Source organism: Pseudomonas sp. DW-iso17 (genome assembly GCF_058725345.1).
This window is the reverse complement of record NZ_JBZXEA010000032.1, coordinates 161,989-188,651: the sequence shown is the minus strand read 5'-3', so window position 1 is coordinate 188,651 and position 26,663 is coordinate 161,989. Positions and strand designations below refer to the sequence as shown.

Here is a 26,663-nt window from a genome sequence, read left to right as displayed (position 1 = left end):
AACCATTCAATCAGCGCAAGGCCCGGCGCAGCACTTTGCCCACCGTGGTCTTGGGCAATTCCATGGTGCGGAACTCCACATATTTAGGCAGCTTGTACCCCGTCAGGTACTCTCGGCAGTGAGCAAGAATCTGCTCCTGTGTCAGGCTCGGGTCCTTGCGCACGACGATGATCTTGACTTTCTCCCCGGTCACCGCATCTTCCACACCAATGGCGGCCACTTCGGCGACCCCAGGGTGCATGGCCACCACGTCCTCGATTTCATTGGGGTACACGTTGAAGCCCGAGACCAGGATCATGTCCTTCTTGCGGTCCACCAGGCGGATATACCCGCGTGCGTCCATCACGCCGATATCCCCGGTAGACAGCCAGCCCTCGGCATCCAGCACCTCGGCGGTTTCCTTCGGTCGTTGCCAGTAGCCCTGCATCACTTGCGGGCCACGTACTTGCAACTCGCCCTGCTCGCCGATATCCGCCAGTTCGCCGTCTTCGCGCAAGAAGCGCACCCAGGTCGAGGGCAACGGCACGCCAATGCTGCCGGTGAATTCCATCTCGCGCATGCGCGAAATATCGATGGGGCTGATGCTCACCACGGGCGAGCACTCGGTCAGCCCGTAGCCTTCGATGATCGGCAGCCCGGTTACTTCCTTCCAGCGCTTGGCCACCGCGGTGTGGGTGGCCATGCCGCCAGCAATCACCAGGCGCAGGTCGGAAAAGTCCCGTGCACAGAACTCCTTGTTTTCCAGCAAGCCATTGAACAGCGTGTTCACCCCGGCGATGCCATTGAAGCGTTCCTTGCGCAGGATCATCTGCACGCGCTTCACGTCCCGAGGGTTGGCGATGAGGATATTGCGCCCGCCCAGGCACATGAACATCAGGCAGTTCACCGTCAGGGAGAAGATGTGGTACAGCGGCAGCAAGGTCACGTTGGTTTCCTGCTTGTGCAGGTTTAACTGATCACCGACCCAGGCCTTGGCTTGCAGCAGGTTGGCGATGATATTGCGGTGGCTGAGCATCACGCCCTTGGCATCACCGGTGGTGCCGCCGGTGTATTGCAGGAAGGCCAGTTCATCGCGGTGCAGGCTGACCGGTAAATGGCGCATGGCCCTGCCCTGTTTGAGCACTTGGTTGAAACGCAGCGAGCCGGGCAGCCTGAAGGCTGGTACCTGCTTCTGCACGCTGCGCAGGATGAAGTTCATTGCCGCGCCCTTGAAGGTGCCCAGCAAGTCGCCAATGGCCGCGACCACCACACGCTTGACGCTGCTGCCGACCATGGCTTTTTCCAGGGTATGTGCGAAATTTTCGAAGATCACCACGGTTTCGGCGCCACTGTCCTTGAGCAGGTGCTTGAGCTCGTGGGCGGTATACAACGGGTTGACGTTGACCACCACCGCCCCGGCCAGGATCGTGCCCAGCAGGCAGATCGGGTACTGCAAGCAGTTGGGCATCATCAGGGCCACGCGATCGCCCTTCTTCACGCCCTGGTCCTGCAGCCAGGCGGCAAAGGCAATGCCCTGGGTGCGCCAATCGGCATAGGTCATTTCAGTACCGATGCTGACGTAGGCCACCCGCTCACGGAATTTTTCCAGGTGCTCAAGGAACACTTCGCGCAACGACGGGTAGTCCTCGATCCCGGCCTCTATATCCGCCGGCACGCCAGGCAGGTATGTGTTCAACCAGATGCGTTCGGTGTGTTCCAGGCTGATCGCGTTCATCGCAGTGTCCTTATTGTTGTTTTTGATAGCGCTACTTTTCGACGATGGCGGTGATGCCCAACCCACCCGCCGCGCAGATCGAGATCAGGCCGCGACCGCCACCGCGTTCATGGATAGCCTTGGCCAGCGCCGCCAGCTGCCGGCCACCGGTGGCCGCAAAGGGATGGCCGCAACCCAGTGAGCCGCCGTTGACGTTCATCTTGGCCCGGTCGATGGCGCCCAGGGGGGCGTCAAGGCCGAGTCGCTCGCGGCAATACTGCGGGTCTTCCCAGGCCTTGAGCGTGCACAGCACCTGGGCGGCGAACGCTTCGTGGATCTCGAAGAAATCGAAGTCGGCAAACCTCAAGCCTTCCCGCGCAAGCATGCGTGGCACGGCGTAAGCCGGCGCCATCAGCAGGCCCTCGGTGCCGTCGACAAAATTCACCGCAGCCGTTTCGCCCGTGCGCAAGTAGGCCAACACCGGCCAGCCATGGGCGGCTGCCCATTCTTCACTGGCCAGCAGCACCACCGAGGCGCCATCGGTCAGGGGCGTGGAGTTGCCGGCGGTGAGCGTGCCGTTCTGGCGGTCGAAGGCCGGCGACAAGCCGGCGAGCTTTTCCAGGCTGATATCGGCACGCAAGTTGTTGTCACGGGCCAAGCCGCGGTGGGGGCTGATCAGGTCGTCGAAGAAGCCGCGTTGATAGGCCGCATCCAGGCGCTGGTGGCTGGTGAGGGTCAGCTCGTCCTGGGCCAGGCGCTTGATCTGCCAGCGCTTGGCCATTTCTTCGCAGTGCTCGCCCATGGACAGCCCGGTGCGCGGCTCGCCATTGCGCGGCAGCAATGGTTTGAACAGCATCGATGGGCGCACTTTCATCAAGGCCTTGAGCTTGTCGCCCAGGCTTTTGGCGCGATTGGCCGCGAGCAAGGTATGGCGCAAGGATTCGTTGATGCCAATGGGCGCGTCGGAAGTGGTATCGGCGCCACCGGCAATGCCCACCTCGATCTGGCCGAGGGCGATTTTATTCGCCACCAGCAGCGCGGCTTCCAGGCCCGTGCCACAGGCTTGTTGCACATCATAGGCAGGGGTTTGCGCAGACAACGTGGTGGACAACAGCGCCTCGCGCGCCAGGTTGAAATCCCGCGAGTGCTTGATCACCGCCCCGGCGGCAAACTCGCCCAGGCGTTGGCCGTGCAGGTTGTAGCGCTCCACCAACCCTTGCAGGGCGGCGACCAGCAGGTCCTGGTTACTGTCGTGGGCATACACCGTGTTGGAGCGCGCAAATGGAATACGGTTGCCGCCGATAATCGCCACGCGGCGGGTCGGGGCCGGGGTAAAACTGTAGTCACTCATTGCTGGCTCTCTTTCCAAATGAATAGCCCGCGCATATGGGGCTTGTCCCCGACAAAATTGCGCACTTCGAACTCGCGCCGTGGCCCGCTCGCCGGGTGGCGCCACAGGGCGACCTGGCCGGGCAGGAAGATCGGCAATTTGAAGTCGCAATGTGCCTCGGCCTGGTCCAGGCCACCGGGCGGCTGTTGCGCTGCCAATGCGCGGCCCAGGGTCCACATGCCATGGGCGATGGCGCGACGAAAGCCGAAGAGCCTGGCACCGATGACCGACGTGTGAATGGGATTGAAATCCCCCGAGACCTTGGCAAAGCGTCGCCCCAGGTCGGCGGGCAGTACCCAGCGCTGGGTGCGTAACAGGCCGTCTTCCTGTAGCGGCAGAGGGTCATTCCAGGGTTCACCCACCGGATTGCTGACGTCACGGCGCAAATACAGGCTATCGCTTTCCCACACCAGGGTTTCCTGGCTGTAGGCACGGGTAGCAATGCTCAACGCCTGCCCTTTGGGATGGGCCACCCAGCGCTCGCAATACACCTCCAGGCGCAACGCCTGACCCTCGTGCAAGCGCTGGTGCTGACGAATACGATTGGCCAGGTGCACCATGCCACTGGCCGGGTACGGAAAGCTTGGCCGAGTCAGCAGCATGAGGTGCAGTGGGAACGCCAGCACATGGGGATAGGACAATGGCACGCCCTGCTCGCGACGAAAACCACACGCCCGTGAGTAAGCGGCGATACCGGCCGACGAAAGCTCCACCGCGCTGCGCACCAGGCGTGCGGTGGGCAATGGCGGCGCACCGTCGGGCTTGGGTTTGCGCAAGGCGCGCAGGCCGTCGAGCAACAACTGCGTGCGCGACGGCGGTGGGTCGATGATCTGTGTCACGTAGTCCATCGGTCAGGCTCCCAACAGGCTTTGGCCGCACACCCGCACCACCTGGCCATTGACGCCGCCCGACGCCGGATGCGCCAGCCAGGCGATGGTCTCGGCCACGTCGATGGGTTGCCCGCCCTGGGACAACGAATTCATGCGCCGCCCCGCTTCGCGGATCATCAGCGGGATCTTCGCGGTCATCTGGGTCTCGATAAAGCCGGGCGCCACCGCGTTTACCGTGACCTGCCGGGCTGCCGCACGCGGTGCCAGGCCCTGTACCAGGCCGATCACCCCGGCCTTGGACGTGGCGTAGTTGCTCTGCCCCAGGTTGCCGGCGATACCGGAAATCGACGACACGCACACAATGCGCCCACCAGGGTTCAAACCCTGACTGTCGAGCAAGGCCTCACTGAGCTGCCACGGCGCTTCGAGATTGACCGCCAGCACACTGCGCCAGGCGCCCTCGGTCATTTTGGCGATGGTCTTGTCGCGGGTGATGCCGGCGTTGTGCACCACCACATCAAAGGCGCCATATTGGCTGACGTGGGTTTGCAACAGTGCGGCGGTGTCGGCGGCGGTGATATCCAGGGGCAACGCCGAACCGCTCACGCTGGTCGCCGCCTGCTGCAAGGCTTCCTGGGCCTGGGGCACGTCCACACACACCACATGGGCACCGTCGCGCGCCAGCACCTGGGCAATCGCCAGGCCGATGCCACGGGAGGCGCCGGTGACCAGGGCACGTTTGCCGGCAAAGGGTTTGTCCCAGTTGATGGCGGCGTGGCCATCGACCGGTTTTTCCAGGCGCACCACTTGCCCCGAGACATAGGCGGAACGGCGCGACAGGAAAAACCCCAGGCTGCTGTCCAGCGCGTCTTCCGCGCCCGGCGCCACGTACAGCAGTTGCACGGTGATCGCGCGGCGCAGTTCCTTGGCCAGCGACCGCACCAAGCCTTCAAGGGCGCGTTGGGCGATGGCCTGGGGCAAGTCGTCGCAATGCTCGGGTGCCGTTCCGAGCACCACTACTCGGCCATGCTGGCCGAGGCGCTTGGCATTGCTGTGAAAGAACAGGTAGAGCTCATCCAGCTGTTGCAGGTCGGTCACGCCGCTGGCGTCGAACACCGCGCCTTGCACCTTGACCGTGGACGGTGCTTTGAGCGTCGCCGGGCTCGCGGCGACGGTGTCGGTGGCGCTGAACACGCGCTGCACCGAGGCCACCAGCCGCCCTGCCCCGGCGATGATCACAGGATTAGCCAGGCCGGCCTGGCCGCTGCGATGCCGTTGCAGGGGCAAGGGTTGCGGCAAGCCGACCGCCTGGGCCAGACGCCGGCCCCAGGGGGAATTAACAAACGAAAGGTAACTGTCACTCATAGAGGGTTCCACTCACAACACAATGGCTGTCTTGTAAACCCGATCGAATGGGGGAGCTGGCTTGCCTGCGATGCCCGCGATTCGGTGTGTCAGTCAAACCGAGGTGATGCCATCGCAGGCAAGCCAGCTCCCACAGGTGGACCGGGGTTCTCTTAATTGACCGGAGCGCTGCGCCGTTTGGCCACCGGCTCGAGCGCCTGCTTACGCTGCTGCAGGGCCTCCAGCAAACCAAAGTCCTGGGGAAAGTCGTCCACCTGGATACCGTGGTCGGCGTATTCCACATAGCGCGCCAGCAAGGCGTCTTCGTCGTCGCTGATCAAATCCAGCGCCCGCGCCTTCACGCGCCAGTCGGTGAAGGCCGTGGCAGAGATCGGCAGCGGACCGAGCAGACCTTGCTTGATGGCGGGCTTGAGCCGCGCCTCGATCAGCTCCACTTGGGGCAGCAAACGGAAACCCAATTCGCCGTAGGCCAGCTTGTCGACTTCCGGACGGGGAATGTAGGAGTTGGCCAGCAAACGGTCGCGGGTTTCGCCAGGGGTCTGCACCACCTCCGCCACCTGCGCCAACAGGCGATCCGACGGTTTGCGCTGCGGGATGCCAAACGGAAAACTCAACGCCCGCACCACTGCTGCTGCGGGCTTTGAAGGGTAGTTGTCGAGCACTTCGGCCAAGGCTTCGTGGGCGCGCAACAAGGCGTCCTGGGCCGCCCAGTGCACCAGCGGCAAGTCCGCCTGGGGCCTGCCGTCATCCTCGAAGCGCTTGAGCACGCAAGACAAGATGTACAACTGCGACAAAATATCCCCCAGGCGCCCGGTAATACTTTCCTTGCGCTTGAGGGCACCGCCCAGCACGCCCATGGAAATATCCGAGATCAGCGCCAGCACCACCGACAGCCGATTGGCCTGGCGGTAGTAGGCAGCCAGCGCCGAGTCGGTCTTGGCCGGGGCCGCAATCAGGCGTCCGCCGGTCAGGGCATGCACCGCTGCGCGTACAGTGTTGGCCACGACAAAACTCACATGGCCAAACATTGCGCTGTCGAAGTCTTCCAGGGCCTTGCGCCGGTCGGGGTTGCGCGCCGCTTCCATCTCGCGGAACACGTAGGGATGGCAACGAATCAAGCCCTGGCCAAAGATGATCAGGCAGCGGGTCATGATGTTCGCACCTTCCACCGTAATGGCGATGGGGCTTTGCTGGTAGGCACGGGCGAGGAAGTTATTGGGGCCCATGCAGATGCCTTTGCCGGCGACGATGTCCATGCCGTCGTTGACGATGATGCGCGCCCGCTCGGTGACGTGGTACTTGGCAATGGCCGAGATCACCGACGGTTTCTCGCCGGCGTCCAGGGATGCCACCGACACCTTGCGCACCGCATCACAGGCATACAGATGCCCGGCCATGCGCGCCAGCGGCGCCTGTACACCTTCGAACTTGCCGATGGGCAGGCCGAATTGCTTGCGCATCGCCGCATAGGCTGTGGTACCGCGCACCGCCACTTTACCCAGGCCGACGTTGGCCGATGGCAGGGAAATCGCCCGGCCTGCCGCCAGGCATTCCATCAACATGCGCCAGCCGTTGCCGATTTGTTCGCGACCACCGATCACCCACTCCAAGGGAATGAACACATCCTTGCCGGTAGTAGGACCGTTCTGGAAAACCGCATTCAACGGCCAGTGACGCCGGCCGCTGTTTACCCCTGGATGGGAGGTGGGGATCAACGCACAGGTAATGCCCAGGGAACCAGGCGCGCCAAGCAAGCCCTGCGGGTCTTCGGCGCGGAACGCCAGGCCCAGCACCGTGGCAATCGGGCCAAGGGTGATGTAGCGCTTGTCCCAGGTCACGTTGAAACCCAGTACTTCCTCGCCCTCATGCATGCCTTTGCAGACGATGCCCAGGTCAGGGATCGCGCCGGCATCGGAGCCGGCATACGGGCTGGTCAGGGCGAAACACGGAATATCGTCACCGCGTGCCAGGCGCGGCAGGTAGTAGTTGCGCTGAGCGTCGGTGCCGTAATGCAGCAGCAGCTCGGCCGGCCCCAGGGAGTTAGGCACCATCACCGAAATGGCTGCCGCCGAGCAACGTGTCGACAGCTTCATCACCACCTGGGAATGGGCGTAGTGGGAGAAGCCTTTGCCGCCGTACTGCTTGGGAATGATCATGCCGAGGAACCCGGCCTCCTTGGTGTACTGCCAGCCCTCGGGGGACATGTCCTGCCAGACTTGCGTGGTTTCCCAGTCGTTGGCGATGTCGCACAGGGTTTCGACTTCGTTGTCGAGGAAAGCTTGCTCCTCGGCGCTCAGGCTGGCCGGCGCGGCTTGCAGCAGGCGCTGCCAGTCGGGTTTGCCGCTGAACAGCTCGGCATCCCACCACACCGTGCCGGACTCGATGGCCGCACGCTCGGTATCGGACATCGCCGGCATGATTGTACGAAACAGGCCCAAGGCCTTGGTAGTCAGCAGCTTGCGGCGCAGGGGTTTGACTGCCAGCACCAAGGCGGGCACCACCACCAATACCGCCGCCAGGGTAATGCCCGGCACGGCCACCGCGTTGAACAGATAACCCGCCGCTAACCAGACCAGGCCAGCGCCCAGCCAGAGGGTGGCGGCGGCTTGTCGATACGCCAGGGCAATCGCGGCGGCGAGACCCACCAATAACCAGATAAGCATGGGGATACCTCTACTTGATTCAGGGCGTAAAACCACACTACAAACTTCAAATCATAAATTCAAATAATGTTTTGAAATTTTTATTTAGTATGTTGACGAAAAAAATCAGGCTGAACGACTCAGCCTTGTGGAATAAGAAACCAGAACAGCCTAAACAGCCCCGGCAGGGTCTCCAGGTGCACTGGGAACCCTGCTCGACAACTGCTCCACGTGCCCTTTAGAACTTGTAGGTAGCCGACAGACTGACCACATCACCTGACGATTCGGCTTTGCCGTCCAGTTGGGCGGCTCCGAGACGATCAACGTTCTTGGTCTTCAGATTGACCTTCTGGACGAATTGGTGCGAATACGCGGCATCCACTGACAGACCAGGCACAGCCTTGATGTCATAACCGGCACCAAACGCCAAGAAATAGCGGTCGCCGTCGGGGATCCGGGGGTCACGCGTGGAGTTACGGGTAGGTGTCTGGTCGTAAGCTACACCGGCACGCAGGGTAAGTTCGTCAGTGGCTTTATAGTCGCCACCGATCGAGGTCATCCAGGCGTTCTTGTAGTTGTAGGGGATGGCAACAATAGTCGAGCCTTGCGACTTGAGTGTCAGGTCTTTGAACGAAGACCATTCAGTCCACTGGGCGCTGACACCTAATGTCCAGCGATCATTGAACTGGTGGACCCAGTCAATCGCCGCAGTAGCCGGAATATCCAACTGAGTGCTGGCATGCGCCCCGTCCGGGAAAAGCTTCAGCCCCGGATACGCCATTTCAACCAATGTTTCGCCGTTCGGTCCAATAGGATTGGTCATCGCGTTGCGACCGATAGCATCCGTATAGACATTGTATTTGCCGGTCATCTTGTTTTTGATTTTGGCGTGATAGTTCAAGCCCAGTGTGTCTTGCGCCGTCGGCTTCCATACCACACCGCCAAACCAACCGACCGAGATATTATCGACTTTCACACGCATCAACGAATGCCCTACACCGGTCGGAAAGCCGGTCCCGCCGAGTCCGGGAGAGACGTCCGCCGCTGCCAGCAAGTCGACGTTCTGGCTGACAAATCCCTGGCTGCGTTGGACGATGGCGCCACCGCCGACCGAAAACTGGTCATTGACCTTGAACGACAGTGAGCCTGTCAGGCCAACGGTCTCAATTTTGGTGTCGACTGCAAAATCCCGCAGCTTGGAGTCTTCGTTCCAAGTTGTTCTCATGCCCTGGGGGACCACCTGGCTCAAGCCAAACGCAAAGCGGTCGCCGATGGGGATCACCAGGAAACCGGTTGGCAGCCACGCGGTAAAGCCACCTTGCCCCCCGTTATTGTTATTGAGCGTCGGATCGCCCATGCTGCCCTGATCATCCAATACCGGCGTATTGGTCACAGGATTACCGTTGTGGTCAAAAGCCTGACCCGAATATTTGATCTTGACCCGGGCATAATCGACAGTCTGCTGCGCGATAGTTGAATCGATGAACGCCATGGCCGCCGGGTTGTTGTACGCGGCACTGGGGTCGTTCTTGAACAATGAACCGCCGCCAAACGCGCGGCCCCAGCCAGGCGCACCGTAGGTTGGCGTGGAGAAGCCGCCCGCCTGCACATGTCCCGTGGTCATCAAACCTCCCAACAGCGCCAACCCCAGTAACGTGTGAGCGTGTTGTTTCTTATTATTCATGCGCTGCTCCTTATTATTATTTCGCCCGGCCCCTGCCGGTGGGTCGTGTGGCCGCAGGCACACCGTAAGTACCCTGCCCAACCGATGCCTCGCATGAGGCATCGGCCTTTCACGGGTGATCAGCCCTCTGGAGTCACATGCTTACGGGTTAACCGTCAGCGTCGGGGCAACAACATTCAGCGATACGACGGTGCAGTTGCCGGTCAGCGACTGATTGGTGGCCGAAAGTGTTTTGGTACCAGGAGTCCACGCCACGGCAATGGTGGTAGGGCCGCAGTTAGTGGCCGGAATCGAGGAGATTTTGTAGCCTACGTTGGTCACGGTGCCGGTGGTGCCCGTCGCTGCGGTAAGAACCCAAGGCAGGTTAGTCAGCGTGGGCAGTGCGCACAGGCCACCGCCGGTCAAGGACGCACCGTTGATAGAAGCCACGCCACCGCTAACGTTGCCGGTAAAGGTAATGCCGCAAGTCACTGCCGCACCGAAGGATGAGGGCGACTTCACCACGATGGTACCGGCATTAGTCGAGAACGGACCGTCTGGAGAAACGGACGCCGCGCTCGCCATGGAGGCGGCACCAAAGCACAGAGCAAACGAAGTTGCACAAACGAGGGTTTTCAAGCTTTTCATTGTTTTTCCTCACATGTTATGGCGATTCATTTCGCCAGGGGTAATGGCCATGATCGAGAGGTCACGGTGAAACTGCAGAACTTCCCTTTCCAGCCAAATTTCAATGCATTTACCGCTACAACTGTCGGAACGTGTTATTCGACAACTTTGAAGTTGGCCGGCATCTTGATCGACACCGTCTTGATCTTGCAGTCTTCGCCAATCGCAACATCGGCGGCTTCCAACTTGCCGGTGGCGTTATCCCAAGTACCGTCGGCCGTCGACGGCCCACACTTGCCACCCAGGCCAAAGGCATGCACGTCCACGCTGATCTTCGACATGGAGCCGCTTTTTGTATCTTTGGCGATTAACACCCAAGGCAAGTTGATGGCTTCGACACGGCTGCACTTGAGGCCACCGTCGAACTCGACTTTGTCGACATTCACCGATGAACCATCGGCTGCAACCTTGCCGGCTACCTTGATGGTGCAGTCGGCACTGATGAGCTTGCCTTTGGAAAAGCTGATAGGTCCTTGGGCAGTGAAGGCACTGCCAGCGGGTTCGATACGCGCAGCCTGAGCCTGGTGATACACAATCAGGCCCATGGCCGCCAAGAAGATGTGGGCGGTGAACTTGGCAGAACTTTGCATGGTGTACGTCCTTCCCTTGAAATTATTGTTGTAGGGTCAAACCAGGTTCTTGCACTCAAAACGCCGGGCGACAAGGACCTGCGCGATACACAGATCCCGAGTACACCCTGAAGGCTTACTTCATCTCAAAACGGCTTGGCACTACCGCTGTACTTCTCCAGATACTTCAAACGCTTTGACGGCTGAAGATTGGTCAGGTTGATATCGCCGGCATAGTGATTCAGTACACGATGGTCCATGCGACGCCGCCACAAGTACGGCACATAAGCCCAGACAATCATGCTGGCGTAGCCATAGGGAAGTTGCGGTGATTCATCAAAGTGACGCAGCGACTGATAACTGCGCGTGGGGTTGGCATGGTGATCGGAGTGCCGCTGCAACTGGAACAGAAAGATATTGGTGACAATTCGATTACTGTTCCACGAGTGACGCGGCGAGCAGCGTTCATAACGGCCATTGGGCAACTTCTGACGCTTGAGGCCGTAATGCTCGACATAGTTCACCACTTCCAGCAACGAGAACCCGTAGATGCCCTGGATAATCAGGAACGGAATTACCGCCGCCCCCAGCCAGGCAATCATTGCGCCCCACAACACCACGCTGTACATCCAGGCGCTGAGCACCGCGTTCTTCCAGTGCAGGGCCGGCAGGCCGAGTTTGCGCAGGCGTTCGCGCTCCAGGTTCCAGGCCGACACAGCGCTGAACCACACCGAACGCGGCAGGAATGCCCAGAAACTTTCACCCAGGCGCGAGCTGGCCGGGTCTTCCGGCGTGGCGACCCGTACGTGATGGCCACGGTTATGTTCGGTGTAAAAGTGGCCATAGAAGGTTGGCGCCAGGGTGACCTTGGCCAGGAACACTTCCAGAGGCTTGGGTTTGTGCCCCAGCTCATGGGCGGTGTTGATGGCAATGCCGGTGGCGGCCCCGGTGGACATGGCCATGCCCACATACGTCAACCAGCTGACTGCACCGTGAAGTTCAGTGCGTGCGGTGATGAACGCGGCGGTCCTGGCCAGCCAGTTCGAGGGTTCCAGGGTGGCCGTGGCCTGTAACAGGCCGCCGTTGATGATCCAGTCGATACCGCCCGCAGCGAGCCAACCGGTGATCACCACCGAGGCAATCACAAACAGCACGCCGGTGTAGACGATCCAGCGGTAGTAGCGTTGGGATTCAAGGTGGCTGACCGCAGATTCGGGCGGGTTGCTGACGTCTTCGCCGAGCAGGCCGTCAATCAGCGGGATCAAGCCGAAGATCACCAGCACGCCCACCCACCACAGTTGTTGCACGCCTGTGGTGATGGCAAGGGCACCGGAGAGCAAGGGCGTCGCCAGCGGCATAATGCCCAGCCACCACAGGTGGCGTTTGCCGTCGGCCCACACGGTCGCAGCTGCCAGAGTCTGGTTCATGGCAGCCTCCGCACACATTCGGTAGGCAATGCGGCAGCGGTGCGCTGACTGCTGCGAGAAATCATGCATGCGATAAAAGGCGTTTTTTTCATTATTTTATTCGCTCTTAGGCATTTCAAAAATAATTTCAAATTACACATTGAAATAATTTTTTTAAATAAATAGCGCGGAATCGTTAGGTCGTCAACTAGTTTCTCCAGCCCTTTTCTCCGTGACCGAGCAGTCTCTTTTCAGCCGTTTGGTCAGGTGTTCAGGGGCAGGCGTCAACGCCAGGCGCCGCAGTCAGGTGGCACTGTTACTGGCTCGCCAGGGCGACAGGTGGGTTTAACGGCCGGACGCTCTCGCCGGGTCGAGCCCGCTTGGCCACCTGCTCCACCAGCGCCGCCACGCGCTCGGTGGCGGTGATCGGCAACATATGCCCACGGCCTTCGATCACTTGCATTTTCAGCCCTGGCACCTTGCTGGCCAGGGCCTGGCCGTGTTTCTGGAAGTCGAGCACCTTGTCCTGCGCGCCGTAGATCAGGCCGATGGGCAGGGTCAATCGGGAGTAGCGCTTGACCATCTCCGGCAGGTGGTCGTTGACCCGGTTGATCTCGGTGGACGCGGCGTAGAAATTGTCGGGGCGCATGCCCAGCAAACCGCCGCCACGGGTGGCAAAGTCCGGCGGCGCAGGATCGGGGGCAAATACGCCCTTCACCACCGAGTCTTTGGTCAGCAGCCCGATGGGCAAGGTCAAGGTGTGCGCCACCCAGCGCCGCAGCCAGGCCGGGCGCACGGCCAGAGACAGGAACACCAGCGGCAGCATGCGTTGGGGGTGAGTCAAGGGCGCAACCAGCACCAACCCGGACACCGCATGAGGATGGTCGAGGGCCAGCGCCAGGGCAATCGCTCCGCCCAGGGAGTGCCCCAGTATCAGCGGTTTGCCCAGATCCAGCGTCTTGATGAAGGCCGCGATTTGTCGCGCCTGGGCCGGCAAGTCTGCCGGCGTGCCGCTGTGCCGGGTGGAATAGCCTGAGCCCGGCCGGTCGAGGCTGATGACCCGAAAATGCTCACACAACTGGCCGGACAAGGCATAGGTCAGGTTGCGACTGCTGCCCATCAGCCCGTGAATCATCACCAGCGGCGGGCCCTTGCCCTCTTCGACATAATGAAAGCGCTCGCCATCCACCTCGACGAAACGCCCGTTGATCGGCACGGTCGCTTCAATGCGCCGCGTCATCCAGGCACTCAAGCCCCATAACGCCGCACTGGCGCCCGCCAGCACACCCGCAGCGACAACCCACTCGACAGCCATAGCTCGGTCCTCTGCTTCCCTGCTGCTGGCGACCCGACCGGAATTGATCTGGCCCCAGCCATCGTCCACACCCTGGACCTAGACTTCATGCATACCACGTTCGTCCGTCGGACAAATCGCTCATGCGCAACAAGGCCCTAGCGTAGGCGAATTTTTCAGGTAGATTATTTAAAATCTTTTTTAAAATAATTAATTCAATTTTCCTTTGCAATGGTGTTCTATCTAAAAGACAAAACAAAAACAGGAGCACATCCGATGCCCAAGCGCTTTATTGACGAGGCAGCCCTATGATTGCCCCCAGTGACTCAATCGACATCGCCATCATTGGCTCCGGGTTCGCGGGCCTGTGCATGGCGATCAAACTCAAGGAAGCCGGGCTCACCGACTTCTTTATCGCCGAACAGGCCCAGACCCTCGGCGGTACATGGCGCGACAACCACTACCCAGGTTGCGCCTGCGACGTGCAGTCCCATGTGTATTCGTTTTCCTTTGCGCCCAACCCGAACTGGACGCGACAGTTCGCGGCGCAACCCGAGATACGCGCCTATCTGGAAGACTGCGCCAGGCGCTTCAAGCTGGCGCCCTACCTGCGCTTTGGCATGGGCCTGCAACGGGCGCTGTTTGATGAACAACAGCAGCGCTGGCAACTGACCTTCACTAACGGCCGCCACGTCAGCGCACGGGTGCTGGTGTCGGGAATGGGGGGCTTGTCGCGCCCGGCAATGCCAGATATCCCAGGGCTGGACAGTTTCAAGGGCAAGCGCTTCCACTCCCAGCAGTGGGATCACGAGTACTCCTTGAAGGGCAAGCGCGTGGCGGTAATCGGCACCGGTGCCAGCGCCATCCAGTTCGTGCCGCAGATCGCCCCGCAGGTGGCGCACCTGGACCTGTTCCAGCGCACACCGCCGTGGATCATGCCCAAGCCTGATCGGCCGATTTCCACTGCCGAGCGCTGGTTGTTCAAGCATGTACCGCTCACCCAGAAGCTGGTGCGTGCTGCGCTTTACTGGGCACTGGAAGGCCGCGTGGTGGGCTTTGCCCTGCATCCACGCCTGATGAAAATGGTGCAGAAAATCGCCCTGCGTCACCTGCGCAAACAGGTGGCCCGCCCTTCCCTGCGCAAAACACTGACGCCGGACTACACCATCGGCTGCAAGCGCGTGCTGATTTCCAACGATTACTACCCGGCACTCTCGCGCAGCAATGTCGAGGTGGTCACCGACAACGTGCTGCGCATCGAAGCCGACGGCGTGATCACCGCCGACGGTATCAAGCACCCCGCCGATTGCCTGATCTTCGGCACGGGTTTCCAGGCCAGCGACCCGTTGCCCCGTGGCTGCATCATCGGCCGTGACGGCATCGACCTGATGGATGCCTGGCGCGATGGCGCCCATGCCTACAAAGGCACCACCGTGCCGGGCTACCCGAACCTGTTTCTGATCGTGGGCCCCAACACCGGCCTGGGGCATAACTCGATGATCCTGATGATCGAGGCTCAGGTCGCGTACATTCTCGACGCCCTGAAACACATGCAGCGCCAGCGCCTTACCACGGTAGAGGTCAAACACGCCGTGGAGCACGCCTACAACCAGCAGTTGCAGGACAAGCTCAAGCGCACCATCTGGAACACCGGCGGCTGCCAGAGCTGGTACCTCGACCCGCGCACCGGCAAGAACACCACGCTGTGGCCCGGCTCGACCTGGCGCTTCAAGCAGGTCACCCGGCATTTTGCCCTCAAAGACTACAGCGTCAACCAGGCGCCGGCGCCCGCCCTGCCGCGAGCGGTTGCAACGCCCCACTCCACCACAGAAGGCAGCCTGTCATGAAGTCATTCAACGGCCGCGTCGCGGCGATCACCGGCGCGGCGTCCGGCATGGGCCGCTCATTGGCCCTGGCCCTGGCGCGGGAAGGGTGTCATCTGGCGCTGGCAGACAAAAACAGCCAGGGCCTGGAACAGACCCTGGCGCTGATCCGCACCTCGACCTTGTCGCCCGTCACTGTCACCACCCAAGTGCTGGACGTGTCCGACCGCCAGGCCATGCACGATTGGGCAGCACGCTGCGTGGCCGAGCACGGCAAGGTCAACCTGGTCTTCAATAATGCCGGGGTGGCGCTGTCGAGCACCGTCGAAGGCGTGGATTACGCCGACCTGGAATGGATCGTCGGCATCAACTTCTGGGGAGTGGTGCATGGCACCAAGGCATTCCTGCCGTACCTCAAGGCCAGCGGCGACGGGCATATCATCAATACGTCCAGCGTGTTCGGCCTGTTCGCCCAGCCCGGCATGAGCGGCTACAACGCCACCAAGTTCGCCGTGCGCGGTTTCACCGAAGCCTTGCGCCAGGAACTCGACCTGCAACGCTGCGGCGTGTCGGCCACCTGTGTGCACCCCGGTGGCATTCGTACCGACATCTGCCGCAGCAGCCGCATCGACGCGAACATGACCGGCTTTCTCATCCACAGCGAGCAACAAGCCCGCGCCGATTTCGAAAAACTCTTCATCACCGACGCCGACCAGGCCGCCAAAGTGATCCTGCAAGGCGTACGCAAAAACAAGCGTCGCGTGCTGATTGGCCGCGATGCCTATTTCCTCGACCTGCTCGCCCGTTGCCTGCCGGCGGCCTATCAGGCCCTGGTGGTGTTTGCCAGCAAGCGCATGGCGCCCAAGCCGCGCACGCCCGTGTTTGAAACCAACGACGAGCCTCGACTCTGAACAGGAGCACGCACCATGCTGCCGATCCGTCGCGATATCCGTTTTGCCTTGCCTGCCGAGCGCATCAAGAACTGGCACGAACAAGGGCCTGTGGTCAGCCATTTCTTCAATGCCCTGTCGCTGCTGTTTCCCCAGGGCGAGCTGTTCTTCATGGACAGCGTGCGCCACTACCGTGGGCAGATCGACGATGCCGAACTGAAAAAAGAGATCCAGGGGTTTATCGGCCAGGAGGCCATGCACAGCCGTGAACACGTGGCGTATAACGACTTGCTGCAAGCGGCCGGTCTGCCGGCGCACTCCCTCGACCGACGCCTGAAGTTCTTCCTCGACCTGCAGAAAAAACACCTGCCGGCGTCGTTCAACCTGGCGGTGACCATCGCCCTGGAACACTACACCGCCATGCTCGCGGAAATCCTGCTGAGCGACCCTTCGCGCTTTGGCGACTCACTCAAGGGTTACCAGCAGATGTGGTACTGGCACGCCCTGGAAGAAACCGAACACAAAGCCGTGGCGTTCGATGTGTGGAACAGGGTGATCAAGCCAGGGCCTGCACGTTACCTGCTGCGCACCGGCACCATGCTGACCACCAGCGTGCTGTTCTGGGTGGTGGTGCTGGATTTTCACGTGCGCCTGTTGATTGCCGACCGCACTTCGGGCGGCACGCTGAAGGGCTTGTGGCGCATGGTGAAGTTCTTGTATGGGCCCAAGGGTGTGTTTCCACGGATGTGCCGGCCGTGGCTGCATTACTTCAAGCCGGGCTTTCATCCCTGGGATCATGACAACCGGGCACGATTGGCGGGCATTGACCGGTTGGTCGAAGAGATAGAGCGCACGCGCCGCAGCTACGACGCTTATCAAACTGACGCCTCCTGACCTAAATGCGGGAGCGGGCTTGCTCGCGAAAGCGGTGGGTCAGTCATACTGATGTCGACTGACACGCCGCCTTCGCGAGCAAGCCCGCTCCCACAGGGGGATCGCGTTAAGGCAGTGAGGGTTACGCCAGGCTCTTGCTGACCACCTCAAACACATCGCTGGACAGTTCACCCGCACCCAGGATGCGCTCCAGCTCCGCCTTCATCAGCGCCTGCCGGGCGCTGTCGTATTTACGCCAGCGTGTCAGCGGCGCCAGTTGGCGCGAGGCGATCTGCGGGTTCAAGGTATTGAGCTGGATTACCAGGTCGGCCAGGAAGCGATAGCCCGAGCCATCCGCCGCATGGAAGTTGATCAGGTTCTGCCCGGCAAATGCGCCCACCAGTGCGCGCACCTTGTTGGGGTTCTTGATGGTGAACGCCGGGTGCTCCATCAACGCCTTGACCCGCGCCAGCCCGCCCGGCAAGGTGCTGCCGGCCTGTACGCTGAACCATTGGTCCATGACCAGCGGGTTGTCCTTGAAATTTTCGGCAAACACCGCCAAGGCCTGGGCTTTCTCTGCTTCGAACGGCGAGTTCACCAACACCGCCAACGCCGTCAGGCGTTCGGTCATGTTATCGCTGGTGTCGAACTGATCCAGGGTGGCCGCCAACACTTCTGGCTTGCCGCTGAGCATCAGGTACGACAGCGCGATGTTCTGCAGCGCACGCCGGGCGAAGTGCTCGGCTTCTGCCACGTAAGGCGTTTGCTTGGACAGCTCGCGGTTGGCCTGGTAGCGCAGCCACAAGCCTTCGAACAGGTTGTCGGCCAGTTGCTTGCGGGCAAACTCGCGGGCAGCGTGGATAGCGTCCACATCCGCCACCTCGCTGATTTCCGTGAGGTAGGCTTCGCTCGGCAACGAGAGCATTTCGGCGACCATGGCCTGGTCCAGGCTTTCATCACTCAACACCGTGCGCAGCGCGTCGATCAAGCGTTGATCAAGCTTCAGCGGCTGGCCCGCCTGATGCTGGCCGATCAGCTCCTGCAACACCTGCACGGCCAACTGCTGGCCGGCATCCCAGCGGTTGAAACCGTCGCTGTCGTGCTGCATCAGGAACATCAGTTGATCGCGGCTGTAGGGGAAGCTGAGCTTCACCGGCGCCGAGAAACCACGCAGCAACGAAGGCAAGGGTTTTTCAGCGATGTCGACGAAGGTAAAGGTCTGTTCCGCTTCGGTTACCGAAATTACCCGCGAAGTGTCGCCCGCCGTCGCTTCACCGGCCAGGCGCAAGGCAATGCCGGCGCCCTGCCCGTCCAGCAAGCCCAGCGCCACCGGGATCACGAAGGGCAACTTCTCGACCTTATCCGGAGTGGGTGGGCAGCTCTGGCGGAAGGTCAGGCTGTAGGTCTTGGCCGCCGCATCGTAGGCTTCGCTCACCGCCAGGCGCGGGGTACCGGCCTGGCTGTACCAGCGCTTGAACTGGCTGAGGTCGGCGCCATTGGCGTCCTCCATGGCTTTGATGAAGTCGTCGCAGGTCACGGCCTGGCCGTCATGGCGTTCGAAATACAGGTCGCTGCCTTTGCGAAAGCCTTCGGCACCGAGCAAGGTGTGGATCATGCCGACCACTTCCGAGCCCTTTTCATACACGGTCAGGGTGTAGAAGTTGGAGATCTCGATAAAGCTGTCCGGGCGCACGGCGTGGGCCATGGGGCCGGCATCTTCAGCGAACTGGTGGGTACGCAGGTACGCCACGTCCTGGATGCGTTTGACCGTGGCCGAGTTCATGTCGGCAGAGAAGCCCGAGTCACGGAACACGGTGAAGCCTTCCTTGAGCGACAGTTGGAACCAGTCGCGGCAGGTCACGCGGTTGCCCGACCAGTTATGGAAGTATTCGTGGGCAACGATGGCTTCGACGCGCTGGTGAGCGGCGTCTGTAGCGGTTTCGGCGCGGGCCAGCACGGCGCTGGAGTTGAAGATGTTAAGGCCCTTGTTCTCCATGGCGCCCATGTTGAAGTCGTTGACCGCGACGATCATGAAGATGTCCAGGTCGTACTCGCGGCCGTAGGTCTCTTCGTCCCAGCGCATGGATTTTTTCAGGCTGGTCATGGCGTGCTGGCACTTGTCGATATTTTCCGGCTCGACGTAGATGCGTAGCGCGACTTCGCGGTTGGTCATGGTGGTGAAGCTGTCTTCAACGCACCACAGGTCACCGGCCACCAAGGCAAACAGGTAGGCCGGTTTCTTGAACGGGTCTTCCCAGGTCGCCCAGTGCCGGCCGTCTTCACCGGGGCCGCTGGCGATCGGGTTGCCGTTGGACAACAGCACCGGGTAGCTGTGCTGCTCGGCGATCACCGTGGTGGTGAACACGCTCATCACGTCCGGGCGGTCGAGGTAATAGGTGATCTTGCGGAAACCTTCGGCCTCGCACTGGGTGCAGAACATACCGCTGGATTTGTACAAGCCTTCCAGGGCGGTGTTGGTTTCTGGGTGGATCTTGACGGTGGTGTCGAGGGTGAAGGTCTCACTCTTGGGCTGCACGGTCAGGTGGCTGTCGGTCAGCTGGTAGTCAGCGTCCGTCAACGGCTGGTCGGCCAGGTTGACACTCAACAGCTCAAGTTGCTGGCCATCGAGCACCAATGGCGGCAAACCGGCGCCGCGCTCGGGGTTGCGGCGCATCACCAGCTGCGCGTGGACCAGGCTGTGGTCCTCGAACAACTCGAAGGTCAGGTGCGTCTCGTCGATCAGGTAGTCCGGCGCCTGATAGTCCTTAAGGTAAATCATCTTCGGTTGTTCGGTGCGCATGCTGGGGATCCTTCTACTGATGCACGGCGAGCTGGTAGGCCGTGTATTTACGAATGTTGATGACGCCGGTGTCGAAGATCAGGTATTGGCCCTTGATCCCCAGCAGCGTGCCTTCGGCAATCGGGTTCTTGTCCAGGTTGAAGCTGACGATCTTGGTCGGATACTGCTCGACCGGGTAGCGGATTTCAATCGGCTCGATGTCGGCAATGGTTTGGATGGCTTGCAGGCCAAAGCGTTCCTGCAAACCCAGCAAGCCCTCGGCGCAAGAGGCGAACAGCTCATCACGCACCTGCTTGAGGTCCACCGCTTGCGCGTCGCCCTTGAGCAAGGCGCGCCAGTTGGTCTTGTCGGCCACCTGGCTGCGGAACAGGTCTTCGACGATGCCCGATTGCTGGCGTGTCGCCACGCGCATGATCGGCAGCGCCTGGCTGGCGCCCTGGTCCAGCCAACGGGTGGGCAACTGCGTAGCACGCGTAATGCCGACCTTGATGCCCGACGAGTTGGCCAAGTACACCACGTGGTCGGTCATGCAGAATGTCTCGCCCCAGCCCGGATCGCGGCAGGTACCGGCGTCGTAATGGCAACGCTCGGGGCTCATGATGCACAGGTCACACTGGGCCAGCTTGGTCATGCAGGGGTAGCAGTAGCCCTGGCTGAAGCTGGTCCTGGTCTTGCGCCCGCAATGGCTGCAATGAATCGCGCCCAGGTATTCCAGGCGGATATGGGTACCGATCAGCGGATTGACCGGCACCTCGGTGCTTCCTAAGCGAAAGGCGTATTGAACGGTCGGCTCACCGAGCTGCGCCGACATTTTGCTGACTGCACCGCGACCAATTTCAATCAATGGATCGCATCCGACTTGAACAGGATATTCGGTACTGGCGCGGATTTGGACGCGCACTCCTGCGGGCCCATATAGCCGGTGCGCTGCTCTTCGGGCAGGTTCTGGATCTCCCAGGCGATCATCGCTTGCAACGACAATTCGCGCTGCTCGGCGGTGAGCTTGCGGCCATCGGACCATTTGCCGATCTCTACCGCGAGCTTGAGGCTCTCGTAGATGTCCGGGGTGATGTTTTCGATCATTTCAGCAAAAGAGGACATAAGGCTCTTCCTTATCAAAGAGACGCTTTGCGACGGTTGTACAAACCGCCGAGCAAACCCGTCAAGCAACCGATGACCAACCCGCCCACATGGGCCGCGTTGGCGATTTCGCCGAAACCGATCATCGAGACCAGCCCCGACAGGCAGAGCAACAACCACACCAGCATCATCACCAGCACCCCACGGGGCAGGCGATAGGCCGGGTTGGGCGACAATAATTGAAAGATCCAGCAGTGCCCGAGCAGGCCGTACAACACGCCAGACAAGCCGCCAAACAAGCCGGGGCCACCGTAGGCGTATTGCGCGTAGTTGGAGACCAGGCTGAACAACAGGGTCAGGCCCAGCAGGTTGATGCTGCCCTGGCGCGCTTCAATGCGCCGACCCAGCTCCCAGTACCACATGCCGTTCATCGCCAGATGCAGGATGCCGAAGTGGATCAGCATCGGCGTGACCAGGCGCCACCACTGCCCCGAGGCCAGGGTGTCAGCCAACGGCGTGAACTGGATGTACTCGCCCAGCACCCGGAACGGCAGGAAGGTCAGCCAGGCCATGGTTTGCAGGTTTTCGCCGAGCAACGTCACGGCCGCGACGATGAGGCTGGCCAGTAAAACCAGCGCGGTGACCGGGCTATGGCGCACTTGCTGGACAAAGCCGGGCCGCGCAACCGGCGCCTGCTCGGGAATGTCCAGTTGCCGGTCCGGGTCGCCAGCGGGGAAACGTTGATACAGCACGCGCACGTCGTCGCTGATGGCCTCGGGCACCCACAGCACCTGTTCACCGGCCTCCTCGCTGACGCGGTGCGGCACCTGCATGCGGTGCAGCAACTTGACGAAACCACCCAGGTCGACGCTCAGGGGCAAGCGCAATACAGCTACGGTACTCATGGAATGGCCTCTGGTCGCTCAACGTCGACCCATACGAATTTACGCGGATCCAGCTGGGTTTCCTGGTCCAGTCGATACGCCACCAGCTTGCCGTACAGCACCGCGCTGTAGTCCAGGCAGGCCAGGTTCGGGCGGATCGGCGCGGGTTTGCCGCTACGCCAGTAATGGCCGACGAACAACAACGGTTCATCGACGCCATAGCGCAGCAAAGAATTCTTTTGTGTGGACGACAACGGCGTGCGTGCCACCGGCTCCGGCAAGGCGTCGGGCTGGAACACGATGTCACCGTAGGTCTTGGGGTCGTCTTCCCAGAACTTGGTGCGAAAGAACGAACGCGTCAGGCCATCGCCACCGGTCAGGGTGAGCCCATCGGGCAGGCGCATATCGGTGCCGCGCAACAGGCGGTCGAATGCATTGCAGGCGAAACTGCCCGGTACGGCGGCGGCTTGCAGGAAGTGCGGGTCGATGCAGCCATCCGGGAAGGTGGCGCGCAGCGGCTGGATAAAACTGTCGTCCCAGCACGCGTGCACCACGCGGAAACGCCCGGCATCGACAAACAGCGGCATGTCGTAGAACCAGCCGAGGAAGTCGTGCCAGTCGGCCGGGTGGTGTTCGAACTGGGTCAGGGTCTCGTGGATCAAGCGGGCGTGGCGCGGGTTGTGCTCACGCACAAACTGCTTGCCGCTGCCCGGCGGTGCCGGCGTGGTCCAGCCCAGCGCATTGAACTCGTGGTTGCCCATGATGCACAGCGCCTGGCCGGCCTCGGTCATATCGTGGACGATATGCAGCGCCTCACGGATGCGCGGGCCACGGTCGATGATATCGCCCAGGAACACCGCCATGCGTGACGGATGGCGCCAAGTGCCGCCCTGCTTGTGGTAACCCAATTGGTCGAGCAAGTGCTCAAGGGTATGAGCGCAACCGTGCACGTCACCAATCAGGTCGTAGCTACGCGCGGGATCGAGCATCAGTCGCCTCCACCTCCCAAGCGGCTGCCCCAGCCCAACTTGGTGCGGCACACTTCGTAGTAGTTGTGATCCAGCGGGTGGATCAAGCGCAACTTCTGTGCCTTCTTGCTTACGGTGATGGTGTCACCGGGGGCGCAGGTGAAATGGTTCTGCCCGTCGCAGGAGACTTGCGGGTAGATTTGCATGTCTTTGGACACCACGATTTTCAGCTCACTGTTGCCATCGACCACAATTGGCCGACTGGACAACATATGGGGGTACATCGGCACGATCACAATGGCATCGAGCTTGGGGTGCATGATCGGGCCGCCGGCCGACAGCGCGTAGGCGGTGGAACCTGTGGGTGTGGCGACGATCAGGCCGTCGGCCTTCTGGCTGCAGACGAACTGGCCATCGATGTACAGCTCGAACTCGATCATGCGCGTGGATTTGCCGGGGTGCAGCACCACGTCGTTAAGGGCATCGCCCTGGCCGATCGCCTCGCCATGGCGGCGCACTTCGGCCTGCAGCAGGAAGCGGTTCTCCACCAGGTAATGGCCGTCGAGCACCTTGGCCACTTCGACTTCCAGCTCATCGGGGCGGATGTCGGTGAGGAAGCCCAGGCTGCCGCGGTTGATCCCCAGCACCGGCACGTTATGGCGCGCCAGCGCCCGGGCAGCGCCGAGCAGGCTGCCATCGCCACCGACCACGATGACCATGTCGCACACCTCGCCGAGCATCTTGCGCGACGAGGTTTGCAGGCCATGGCCAGGGAGGATTTCAGCGATGGTGTCTTCGAGGATCACATGCAGGTGGCGCTCGAGCAGAAACTTCTTCAGCCGGCGGACGGTGTCCAACACCTGGGTACTGCCCAGGCGACCGATAATGCCGATATTGCGAAATTGCTCCATGGGGCTCCTGCGGGATCTGGGGTGAGGCAAAAAGAGCGATTATGGGCGAAAGGCCGCCTCAGGCAAAATCCTTTGTCGCCGCCACGCCTTGATGACAATGGTTCTCAGGCACCTTCTGCGCGCTGAAAAGGCTATGCTCGGACCATGACGCCATTCCCCGACTTGCACACCCTGCCCCGCCAACTGCGCCACCCCGAGGTGCGCGACCTGGCGTGGGTGATGCTCGCACCACCGATGCTGGCGCAGACGCCTTGGCCGCAGCGCCATCCGCTGGCGGGCAGTGACTGGGTGCAAGCCCCTCACCAACTCGAAGCCTGGCTGCGCCAGCTGGACCAGGACAGCAGCGCGTTGCAGCAGTGGTTGAGCCTGGCACGTACCCGGCGCCTGGGCCTGTACTACGAGCGCTTGTGGCAATTTGCGGTGCAGCATGCGCCGGGCGTGGAGTTGCTGGCCGCCAACCTGCCGATCCGCCGTGCCGGGCACACGCTGGGCGAGTTGGACATGCTGCTGCGCGACCGCGATGGGGTGCACCACCTGGAACTGGCGATCAAACTCTACCTGGGCCCGCAGGACGGCAACGGCCAGGACGCTACGCAATGGCTGGGGCCTGGCTGCCATGATCGGCTGGACCGCAAGCTGGCACACCTGGCCGAGCATCAATTGCCAATCTCTGCGCGGGCAGAAAGCCGCGAGGCCTTGGCGGCGCTGGATATCCAAGCGTTCGATGCGCATTTGTGGCTCGGCGGCTATCTGCTTTACCCCTGGCCCGGCGCGGCGCTCTCCCCCCTCGGCGCTCACCCGCAGCACCTGCGTGGGCGCTGGTTGCATCAGCGCGACTGGACAGACTTTGTCAGCACCCGCCCAGAGGGCCGTTGGCAACCCCTGCCCCGCCATGCCTGGCTGGCGCCCGCGTATTACCCGGCCGATGAAGTGTGGAGTGAAGTGCAGATGAAAGGCTGGCTGGCAGACCTGGACCCGATGGCCCCGGCGCAGTTGCTGGTGCGCATGGTGCCGAACGGTGAGGCGTGGGAAGAAGCAGAGCGGTTGTTTCTGGTGGCCGATCTTTGGCCGAATGTACCGGGGACAGGCTGATAGGTGTGCGGTGTAATTGAGGGCCTCATCGCAGGCAAGCCAGCTCCCACATGGAACCGGCGGCGCCGCCACAATGTGGGAGCTGGCTTGCCTGCGATGGCGATAGCCCAGGCGCTACAACTTATCGATGTGCTGATACTCCAACTGCAATCCGACCGCCAATTCCTCAGCACGCCCCAACCTGATAGGCCCACGTTCGATGTCAATCAGCATGCCTGGACACTCCAACCGCGGCAGCGCGCCCGTCGCCTTGAGCCGCCCATCGGTCACCACCAGCAGCTTCTGTTGCTCGGCCCGATAGCGCTTGCGCCGTGCCGCCAACCAATGCCCCGCCTCCGTCAGCGCAGCCAGCAACGGCGTCCCGCCGCCTGCTCCCAACTGCCCCAACCAATCGGCCAAGCCTTTCGCCGCCTTCAAGCCTTGCACCTGCCACTTCGGCGATTGCCCGCTGGCCGTCAATAACGCCATGCGCGCCCGTTGCCGATAAGCATCGTCAAACAGCTGAGCCAACAACCCCTTGGCATCGGTCAACGCCCGATGGCGCCGCGTGGACGCCGAGGCATCGACAATCACCAACCACAGTTCAGGAGCCGACCGGCTACGCAGGTGGAACAGCAGGTCCTCACGGCATTGCGGCCGCCCACCCAGCAACGTGCCCGGCCAATTGATCGCCCCGCGCTGTGCGCTGCGGGCCTTGCCCTGCCGGCCAGTGTTCAATCGCCCCGCCTGGGGCCGGGCATCCGCCCCCGTGTCAGCTCGGGGGCGGATGCCTAGGGCTTTTTTGGCCAGGTGGGTACATCGCGGCGGGTGCCCGTGGGCAAGGCGGGTGCGGGCATATCGCCCCACTGGCCTTGGCCGGGCGAGGGGTCAGAGGGTGACGATGACGGCCCGTCATTCGGCGGGGGCGGCGCGCCTGCAGGCGCTTGCTGCTGACGTCGATGGCGCAAGGCGAACTCCGCCACCGCGTCGATATCGTCCTGCTCGATAGCGACGGCGCCACGCCACGCCGCATGGGCACGGGCGCCACGCAACCAGACCAGGTCGGCACGCAGGCCGTCGACCCCTGCGGCAAAGCAGCGCTCGGTGATGTGGGCCAACGCCTGGTCATCCAGGGCGATACTGTCTAGCCGTGCCCGCGCCAGGGTGCAGCGTTCGCGCAAGGCAGCTTGCGCTGGCGCCCACTGCGCGCAGAACGCCGCCGGGTCAGTGTCGAAATCCAGGCGACGCCGAATGATCTGCCCGCGCTCGGCGGGCAAGGTTTGCCCGCTCAAGGCCACGTTGAAGCCGAAGCGGTCGAGCAACTGCGGGCGCAGCTCGCCCTCCTCCGGGTTCATGGTGCCAATCAGTACAAAGCGCGCCGCATGGCGATGGGAAATCCCGTCGCGTTCGATCAGGTTGGTGCCGCTGGCGGCTACGTCCAGCAGCAGGTCCACCAAGTGGTCGGCCAGCAGGTTGACTTCATCCACGTACAACACCCCGCCGTCGGCCTTGGCCAACACGCCGGGGGAGAATTGCGCGCGGCCTTCGCCCAGCGCGGCATCCAGGTCCAGGGTGCCGACCAGGCGCTCTTCGGTTGCGCCCAGGGGCAAAGTGACAAACTGCCCGCTGGCCAGCAGGTCCGCCAACCCACGGGCCAGGGTCGACTTGGCCATACCCCGTGGCCCTTCGATCAGCACGCCGCCGATCTTCGGGTCGATGGCCGCCAGGCACAGCGCGAGCTTCAAGTCATCGGCGCCGACCACGGCGGACAGCGGGAAATGGGGAGTATCAGTCATAGTCAACTCTTAATAGCTCGTTCCAACG

General features: G+C 61.9%; 22 protein-coding genes. 4 read left to right on the top strand and 18 right to left on the bottom strand.

Annotated elements, in window-relative coordinates:
* Positions 1 to 10 precede the first annotated feature (10 nt).
* The 10 genes from AC4PS6_RS19055 to AC4PS6_RS19010 form a co-directional block, all read right to left on the bottom strand.
* A complete protein-coding gene (locus AC4PS6_RS19055; protein ID WP_336826390.1) occupies positions 11 to 1,714 on the bottom strand; it encodes an AMP-binding protein in 1,704 nt (567 codons plus the stop codon).
* 31 nt (positions 1,715 to 1,745) lie between these two features.
* Positions 1,746 to 3,044, bottom strand: coding sequence for an acetyl-CoA C-acetyltransferase (locus tag AC4PS6_RS19050; protein WP_014718298.1), 1,299 nt, complete (start codon positions 3,042 to 3,044; stop codon positions 1,746 to 1,748).
* Complete coding sequence (locus AC4PS6_RS19045; RefSeq protein WP_014718297.1) at positions 3,041 to 3,931, bottom strand: MaoC/PaaZ C-terminal domain-containing protein; 891 nt, start codon at positions 3,929 to 3,931, stop codon at positions 3,041 to 3,043. Before AC4PS6_RS19045 ends, AC4PS6_RS19050 begins: the two co-directional genes overlap by 4 nt.
* Before the next feature lie 3 nt (positions 3,932 to 3,934).
* Positions 3,935 to 5,278 carry a 3-oxoacyl-ACP reductase gene (locus tag AC4PS6_RS19040; protein ID WP_336826387.1) on the bottom strand — a complete coding sequence of 448 codons (1,344 nt, stop codon included), beginning with the start codon at positions 5,276 to 5,278 and terminating at the stop codon, positions 3,935 to 3,937.
* Positions 5,279 to 5,430: 152 nt separating this feature from the next.
* A complete protein-coding gene (locus AC4PS6_RS19035; RefSeq protein WP_336826385.1) occupies positions 5,431 to 7,941 on the bottom strand; it encodes an acyl-CoA dehydrogenase in 2,511 nt (836 codons plus the stop codon).
* A 217-nt stretch (positions 7,942 to 8,158) separates the two neighbouring features.
* Positions 8,159 to 9,604 (bottom strand): outer membrane protein transport protein, encoded by a 1,446-nt coding sequence (locus tag AC4PS6_RS19030; protein ID WP_014718294.1) that lies wholly within the window; start codon positions 9,602 to 9,604, stop codon positions 8,159 to 8,161.
* Between the two features lie 141 nt (positions 9,605 to 9,745).
* Entirely contained in the window at positions 9,746 to 10,231 is a 486-nt protein-coding gene (gene praB / locus AC4PS6_RS19025) for an alkane oxidation protein activator PraB (protein WP_014718293.1), read from the bottom strand.
* 134 nt (positions 10,232 to 10,365) lie between these two features.
* Positions 10,366 to 10,860 carry an alkane oxidation protein activator PraA gene (gene praA / locus AC4PS6_RS19020; RefSeq protein WP_019820220.1) on the bottom strand — a complete coding sequence of 165 codons (495 nt, stop codon included), beginning with the start codon at positions 10,858 to 10,860 and terminating at the stop codon, positions 10,366 to 10,368.
* A 125-nt stretch (positions 10,861 to 10,985) separates the two neighbouring features.
* The gene (locus AC4PS6_RS19015) at positions 10,986 to 12,266 is read right to left on the bottom strand and encodes an alkane 1-monooxygenase (RefSeq protein ID WP_020301540.1); all 1,281 of its coding nucleotides are present in this window, start codon (positions 12,264 to 12,266) and stop codon (positions 10,986 to 10,988) included.
* A 295-nt stretch (positions 12,267 to 12,561) separates the two neighbouring features.
* Complete coding sequence (locus AC4PS6_RS19010) at positions 12,562 to 13,560, bottom strand: alpha/beta fold hydrolase (RefSeq protein WP_032903562.1); 999 nt, start codon at positions 13,558 to 13,560, stop codon at positions 12,562 to 12,564.
* A gap of 287 nt (positions 13,561 to 13,847) precedes the next feature.
* Here AC4PS6_RS19010 and AC4PS6_RS19005 point away from each other — a divergent pair, with 287 nt between their 5' ends.
* Genes AC4PS6_RS19005 through AC4PS6_RS18995 form a run of 3 tightly spaced genes read left to right on the top strand, consistent with a single transcriptional unit; the run spans position 13,848 to position 17,146 of the window.
* Positions 13,848 to 15,386, top strand: a complete 1,539-nt coding sequence (locus tag AC4PS6_RS19005) for a flavin-containing monooxygenase (RefSeq protein WP_336826380.1) — start codon at positions 13,848 to 13,850, stop codon at positions 15,384 to 15,386.
* On the top strand, positions 15,383 to 16,273 hold the full coding sequence (locus AC4PS6_RS19000) for an SDR family NAD(P)-dependent oxidoreductase (RefSeq protein WP_020301543.1): 891 nt from the start codon (positions 15,383 to 15,385) through the stop codon (positions 16,271 to 16,273). Before AC4PS6_RS19005 ends, AC4PS6_RS19000 begins: the two co-directional genes overlap by 4 nt.
* 15 nt (positions 16,274 to 16,288) lie before the next feature.
* On the top strand, positions 16,289 to 17,146 hold the full coding sequence (locus AC4PS6_RS18995) for a metal-dependent hydrolase (RefSeq protein WP_019820224.1): 858 nt from the start codon (positions 16,289 to 16,291) through the stop codon (positions 17,144 to 17,146).
* 121 nt (positions 17,147 to 17,267) lie between these two features.
* On the opposite strand, the gene pepN is transcribed toward AC4PS6_RS18995, so the two are convergent.
* The 6 genes from pepN to AC4PS6_RS18965 are packed head-to-tail and all read right to left on the bottom strand — an operon-like array spanning position 17,268 to position 23,768.
* The gene (gene pepN, locus AC4PS6_RS18990) at positions 17,268 to 19,925 is read right to left on the bottom strand and encodes an aminopeptidase N (protein ID WP_058410561.1); all 2,658 of its coding nucleotides are present in this window, start codon (positions 19,923 to 19,925) and stop codon (positions 17,268 to 17,270) included.
* A gap of 13 nt (positions 19,926 to 19,938) precedes the next feature.
* Positions 19,939 to 20,769, bottom strand: a complete 831-nt coding sequence (locus tag AC4PS6_RS18985) for a DUF2797 domain-containing protein (RefSeq protein WP_336826377.1) — start codon at positions 20,767 to 20,769, stop codon at positions 19,939 to 19,941.
* Positions 20,766 to 21,026 (bottom strand): YeaC family protein, encoded by a 261-nt coding sequence (locus AC4PS6_RS18980; protein ID WP_003190750.1) that lies wholly within the window; start codon positions 21,024 to 21,026, stop codon positions 20,766 to 20,768. The genes AC4PS6_RS18985 and AC4PS6_RS18980 overlap by 4 nt, the downstream gene beginning before the upstream one ends.
* A gap of 14 nt (positions 21,027 to 21,040) precedes the next feature.
* Positions 21,041 to 21,910, bottom strand: coding sequence for a rhomboid family intramembrane serine protease (locus AC4PS6_RS18975; protein WP_336826374.1), 870 nt, complete (start codon positions 21,908 to 21,910; stop codon positions 21,041 to 21,043).
* Positions 21,907 to 22,881, bottom strand: coding sequence for a metallophosphoesterase (locus tag AC4PS6_RS18970; RefSeq protein ID WP_162236638.1), 975 nt, complete (start codon positions 22,879 to 22,881; stop codon positions 21,907 to 21,909). Before AC4PS6_RS18970 ends, AC4PS6_RS18975 begins: the two co-directional genes overlap by 4 nt.
* Positions 22,878 to 23,768: an NAD(+) kinase gene (locus tag AC4PS6_RS18965; protein ID WP_003217892.1), complete on the bottom strand. Its 891-nt coding sequence runs from the start codon at positions 23,766 to 23,768 to the stop codon at positions 22,878 to 22,880. Before AC4PS6_RS18965 ends, AC4PS6_RS18970 begins: the two co-directional genes overlap by 4 nt.
* Before the next feature lie 144 nt (positions 23,769 to 23,912).
* On the opposite strand from AC4PS6_RS18965, the gene AC4PS6_RS18960 reads away from it, so the two are divergent.
* Positions 23,913 to 24,860: a DUF1853 family protein gene (locus AC4PS6_RS18960; protein WP_336826372.1), complete on the top strand. Its 948-nt coding sequence runs from the start codon at positions 23,913 to 23,915 to the stop codon at positions 24,858 to 24,860.
* A 114-nt stretch (positions 24,861 to 24,974) separates the two neighbouring features.
* On the opposite strand, the gene AC4PS6_RS18955 is transcribed toward AC4PS6_RS18960, so the two are convergent.
* Both AC4PS6_RS18955 and AC4PS6_RS18950 read right to left on the bottom strand, forming a co-directional pair.
* Positions 24,975 to 25,577 carry a vWA domain-containing protein gene (locus AC4PS6_RS18955; RefSeq protein ID WP_019820242.1) on the bottom strand — a complete coding sequence of 201 codons (603 nt, stop codon included), beginning with the start codon at positions 25,575 to 25,577 and terminating at the stop codon, positions 24,975 to 24,977.
* A 53-nt stretch (positions 25,578 to 25,630) separates the two neighbouring features.
* Complete coding sequence (locus tag AC4PS6_RS18950; RefSeq protein ID WP_019820244.1) at positions 25,631 to 26,635, bottom strand: magnesium chelatase ATPase subunit I; 1,005 nt, start codon at positions 26,633 to 26,635, stop codon at positions 25,631 to 25,633.
* Positions 26,636 to 26,663: the final 28 nt, after the last annotated feature.

Bases quoted from the DNA above. Each gene is read 5' to 3' on its own strand.
- AC4PS6_RS19055 (WP_336826390.1), bottom strand. From the start codon at position 1,714: ATGAACGCGATCAGCCTGGAACACACCGAACGCATCTGGTTGAACACA.
- AC4PS6_RS19050 (WP_014718298.1), bottom strand. From the start codon at position 3,044: ATGAGTGACTACAGTTTTACCCCGGCCCCGACCCGCCGCGTGGCGATT.
- AC4PS6_RS19045 (WP_014718297.1), bottom strand. From the start codon at position 3,931: ATGGACTACGTGACACAGATCATCGACCCACCGCCGTCGCGCACGCAG.
- AC4PS6_RS19040 (WP_336826387.1), bottom strand. From the start codon at position 5,278: ATGAGTGACAGTTACCTTTCGTTTGTTAATTCCCCCTGGGGCCGGCGT.
- AC4PS6_RS19035 (WP_336826385.1), bottom strand. From the start codon at position 7,941: ATGCTTATCTGGTTATTGGTGGGTCTCGCCGCCGCGATTGCCCTGGCG.
- AC4PS6_RS19030 (WP_014718294.1), bottom strand. From the start codon at position 9,604: ATGAATAATAAGAAACAACACGCTCACACGTTACTGGGGTTGGCGCTG.
- praB (WP_014718293.1), bottom strand. From the start codon at position 10,231: ATGAAAAGCTTGAAAACCCTCGTTTGTGCAACTTCGTTTGCTCTGTGC.
- praA (WP_019820220.1), bottom strand. From the start codon at position 10,860: ATGCAAAGTTCTGCCAAGTTCACCGCCCACATCTTCTTGGCGGCCATG.
- AC4PS6_RS19015 (WP_020301540.1), bottom strand. From the start codon at position 12,266: ATGAACCAGACTCTGGCAGCTGCGACCGTGTGGGCCGACGGCAAACGC.
- AC4PS6_RS19010 (WP_032903562.1), bottom strand. From the start codon at position 13,560: ATGGCTGTCGAGTGGGTTGTCGCTGCGGGTGTGCTGGCGGGCGCCAGT.
- AC4PS6_RS19005 (WP_336826380.1), top strand. From the start codon at position 13,848: ATGATTGCCCCCAGTGACTCAATCGACATCGCCATCATTGGCTCCGGG.
- AC4PS6_RS19000 (WP_020301543.1), top strand. From the start codon at position 15,383: ATGAAGTCATTCAACGGCCGCGTCGCGGCGATCACCGGCGCGGCGTCC.
- AC4PS6_RS18995 (WP_019820224.1), top strand. From the start codon at position 16,289: ATGCTGCCGATCCGTCGCGATATCCGTTTTGCCTTGCCTGCCGAGCGC.
- pepN (WP_058410561.1), bottom strand. From the start codon at position 19,925: ATGCGCACCGAACAACCGAAGATGATTTACCTTAAGGACTATCAGGCG.
- AC4PS6_RS18980 (WP_003190750.1), bottom strand. From the start codon at position 21,026: ATGTCCTCTTTTGCTGAAATGATCGAAAACATCACCCCGGACATCTAC.
- AC4PS6_RS18975 (WP_336826374.1), bottom strand. From the start codon at position 21,910: ATGAGTACCGTAGCTGTATTGCGCTTGCCCCTGAGCGTCGACCTGGGT.
- AC4PS6_RS18965 (WP_003217892.1), bottom strand. From the start codon at position 23,768: ATGGAGCAATTTCGCAATATCGGCATTATCGGTCGCCTGGGCAGTACC.
- AC4PS6_RS18960 (WP_336826372.1), top strand. From the start codon at position 23,913: ATGACGCCATTCCCCGACTTGCACACCCTGCCCCGCCAACTGCGCCAC.
- AC4PS6_RS18950 (WP_019820244.1), bottom strand. From the start codon at position 26,635: ATGACTGATACTCCCCATTTCCCGCTGTCCGCCGTGGTCGGCGCCGAT.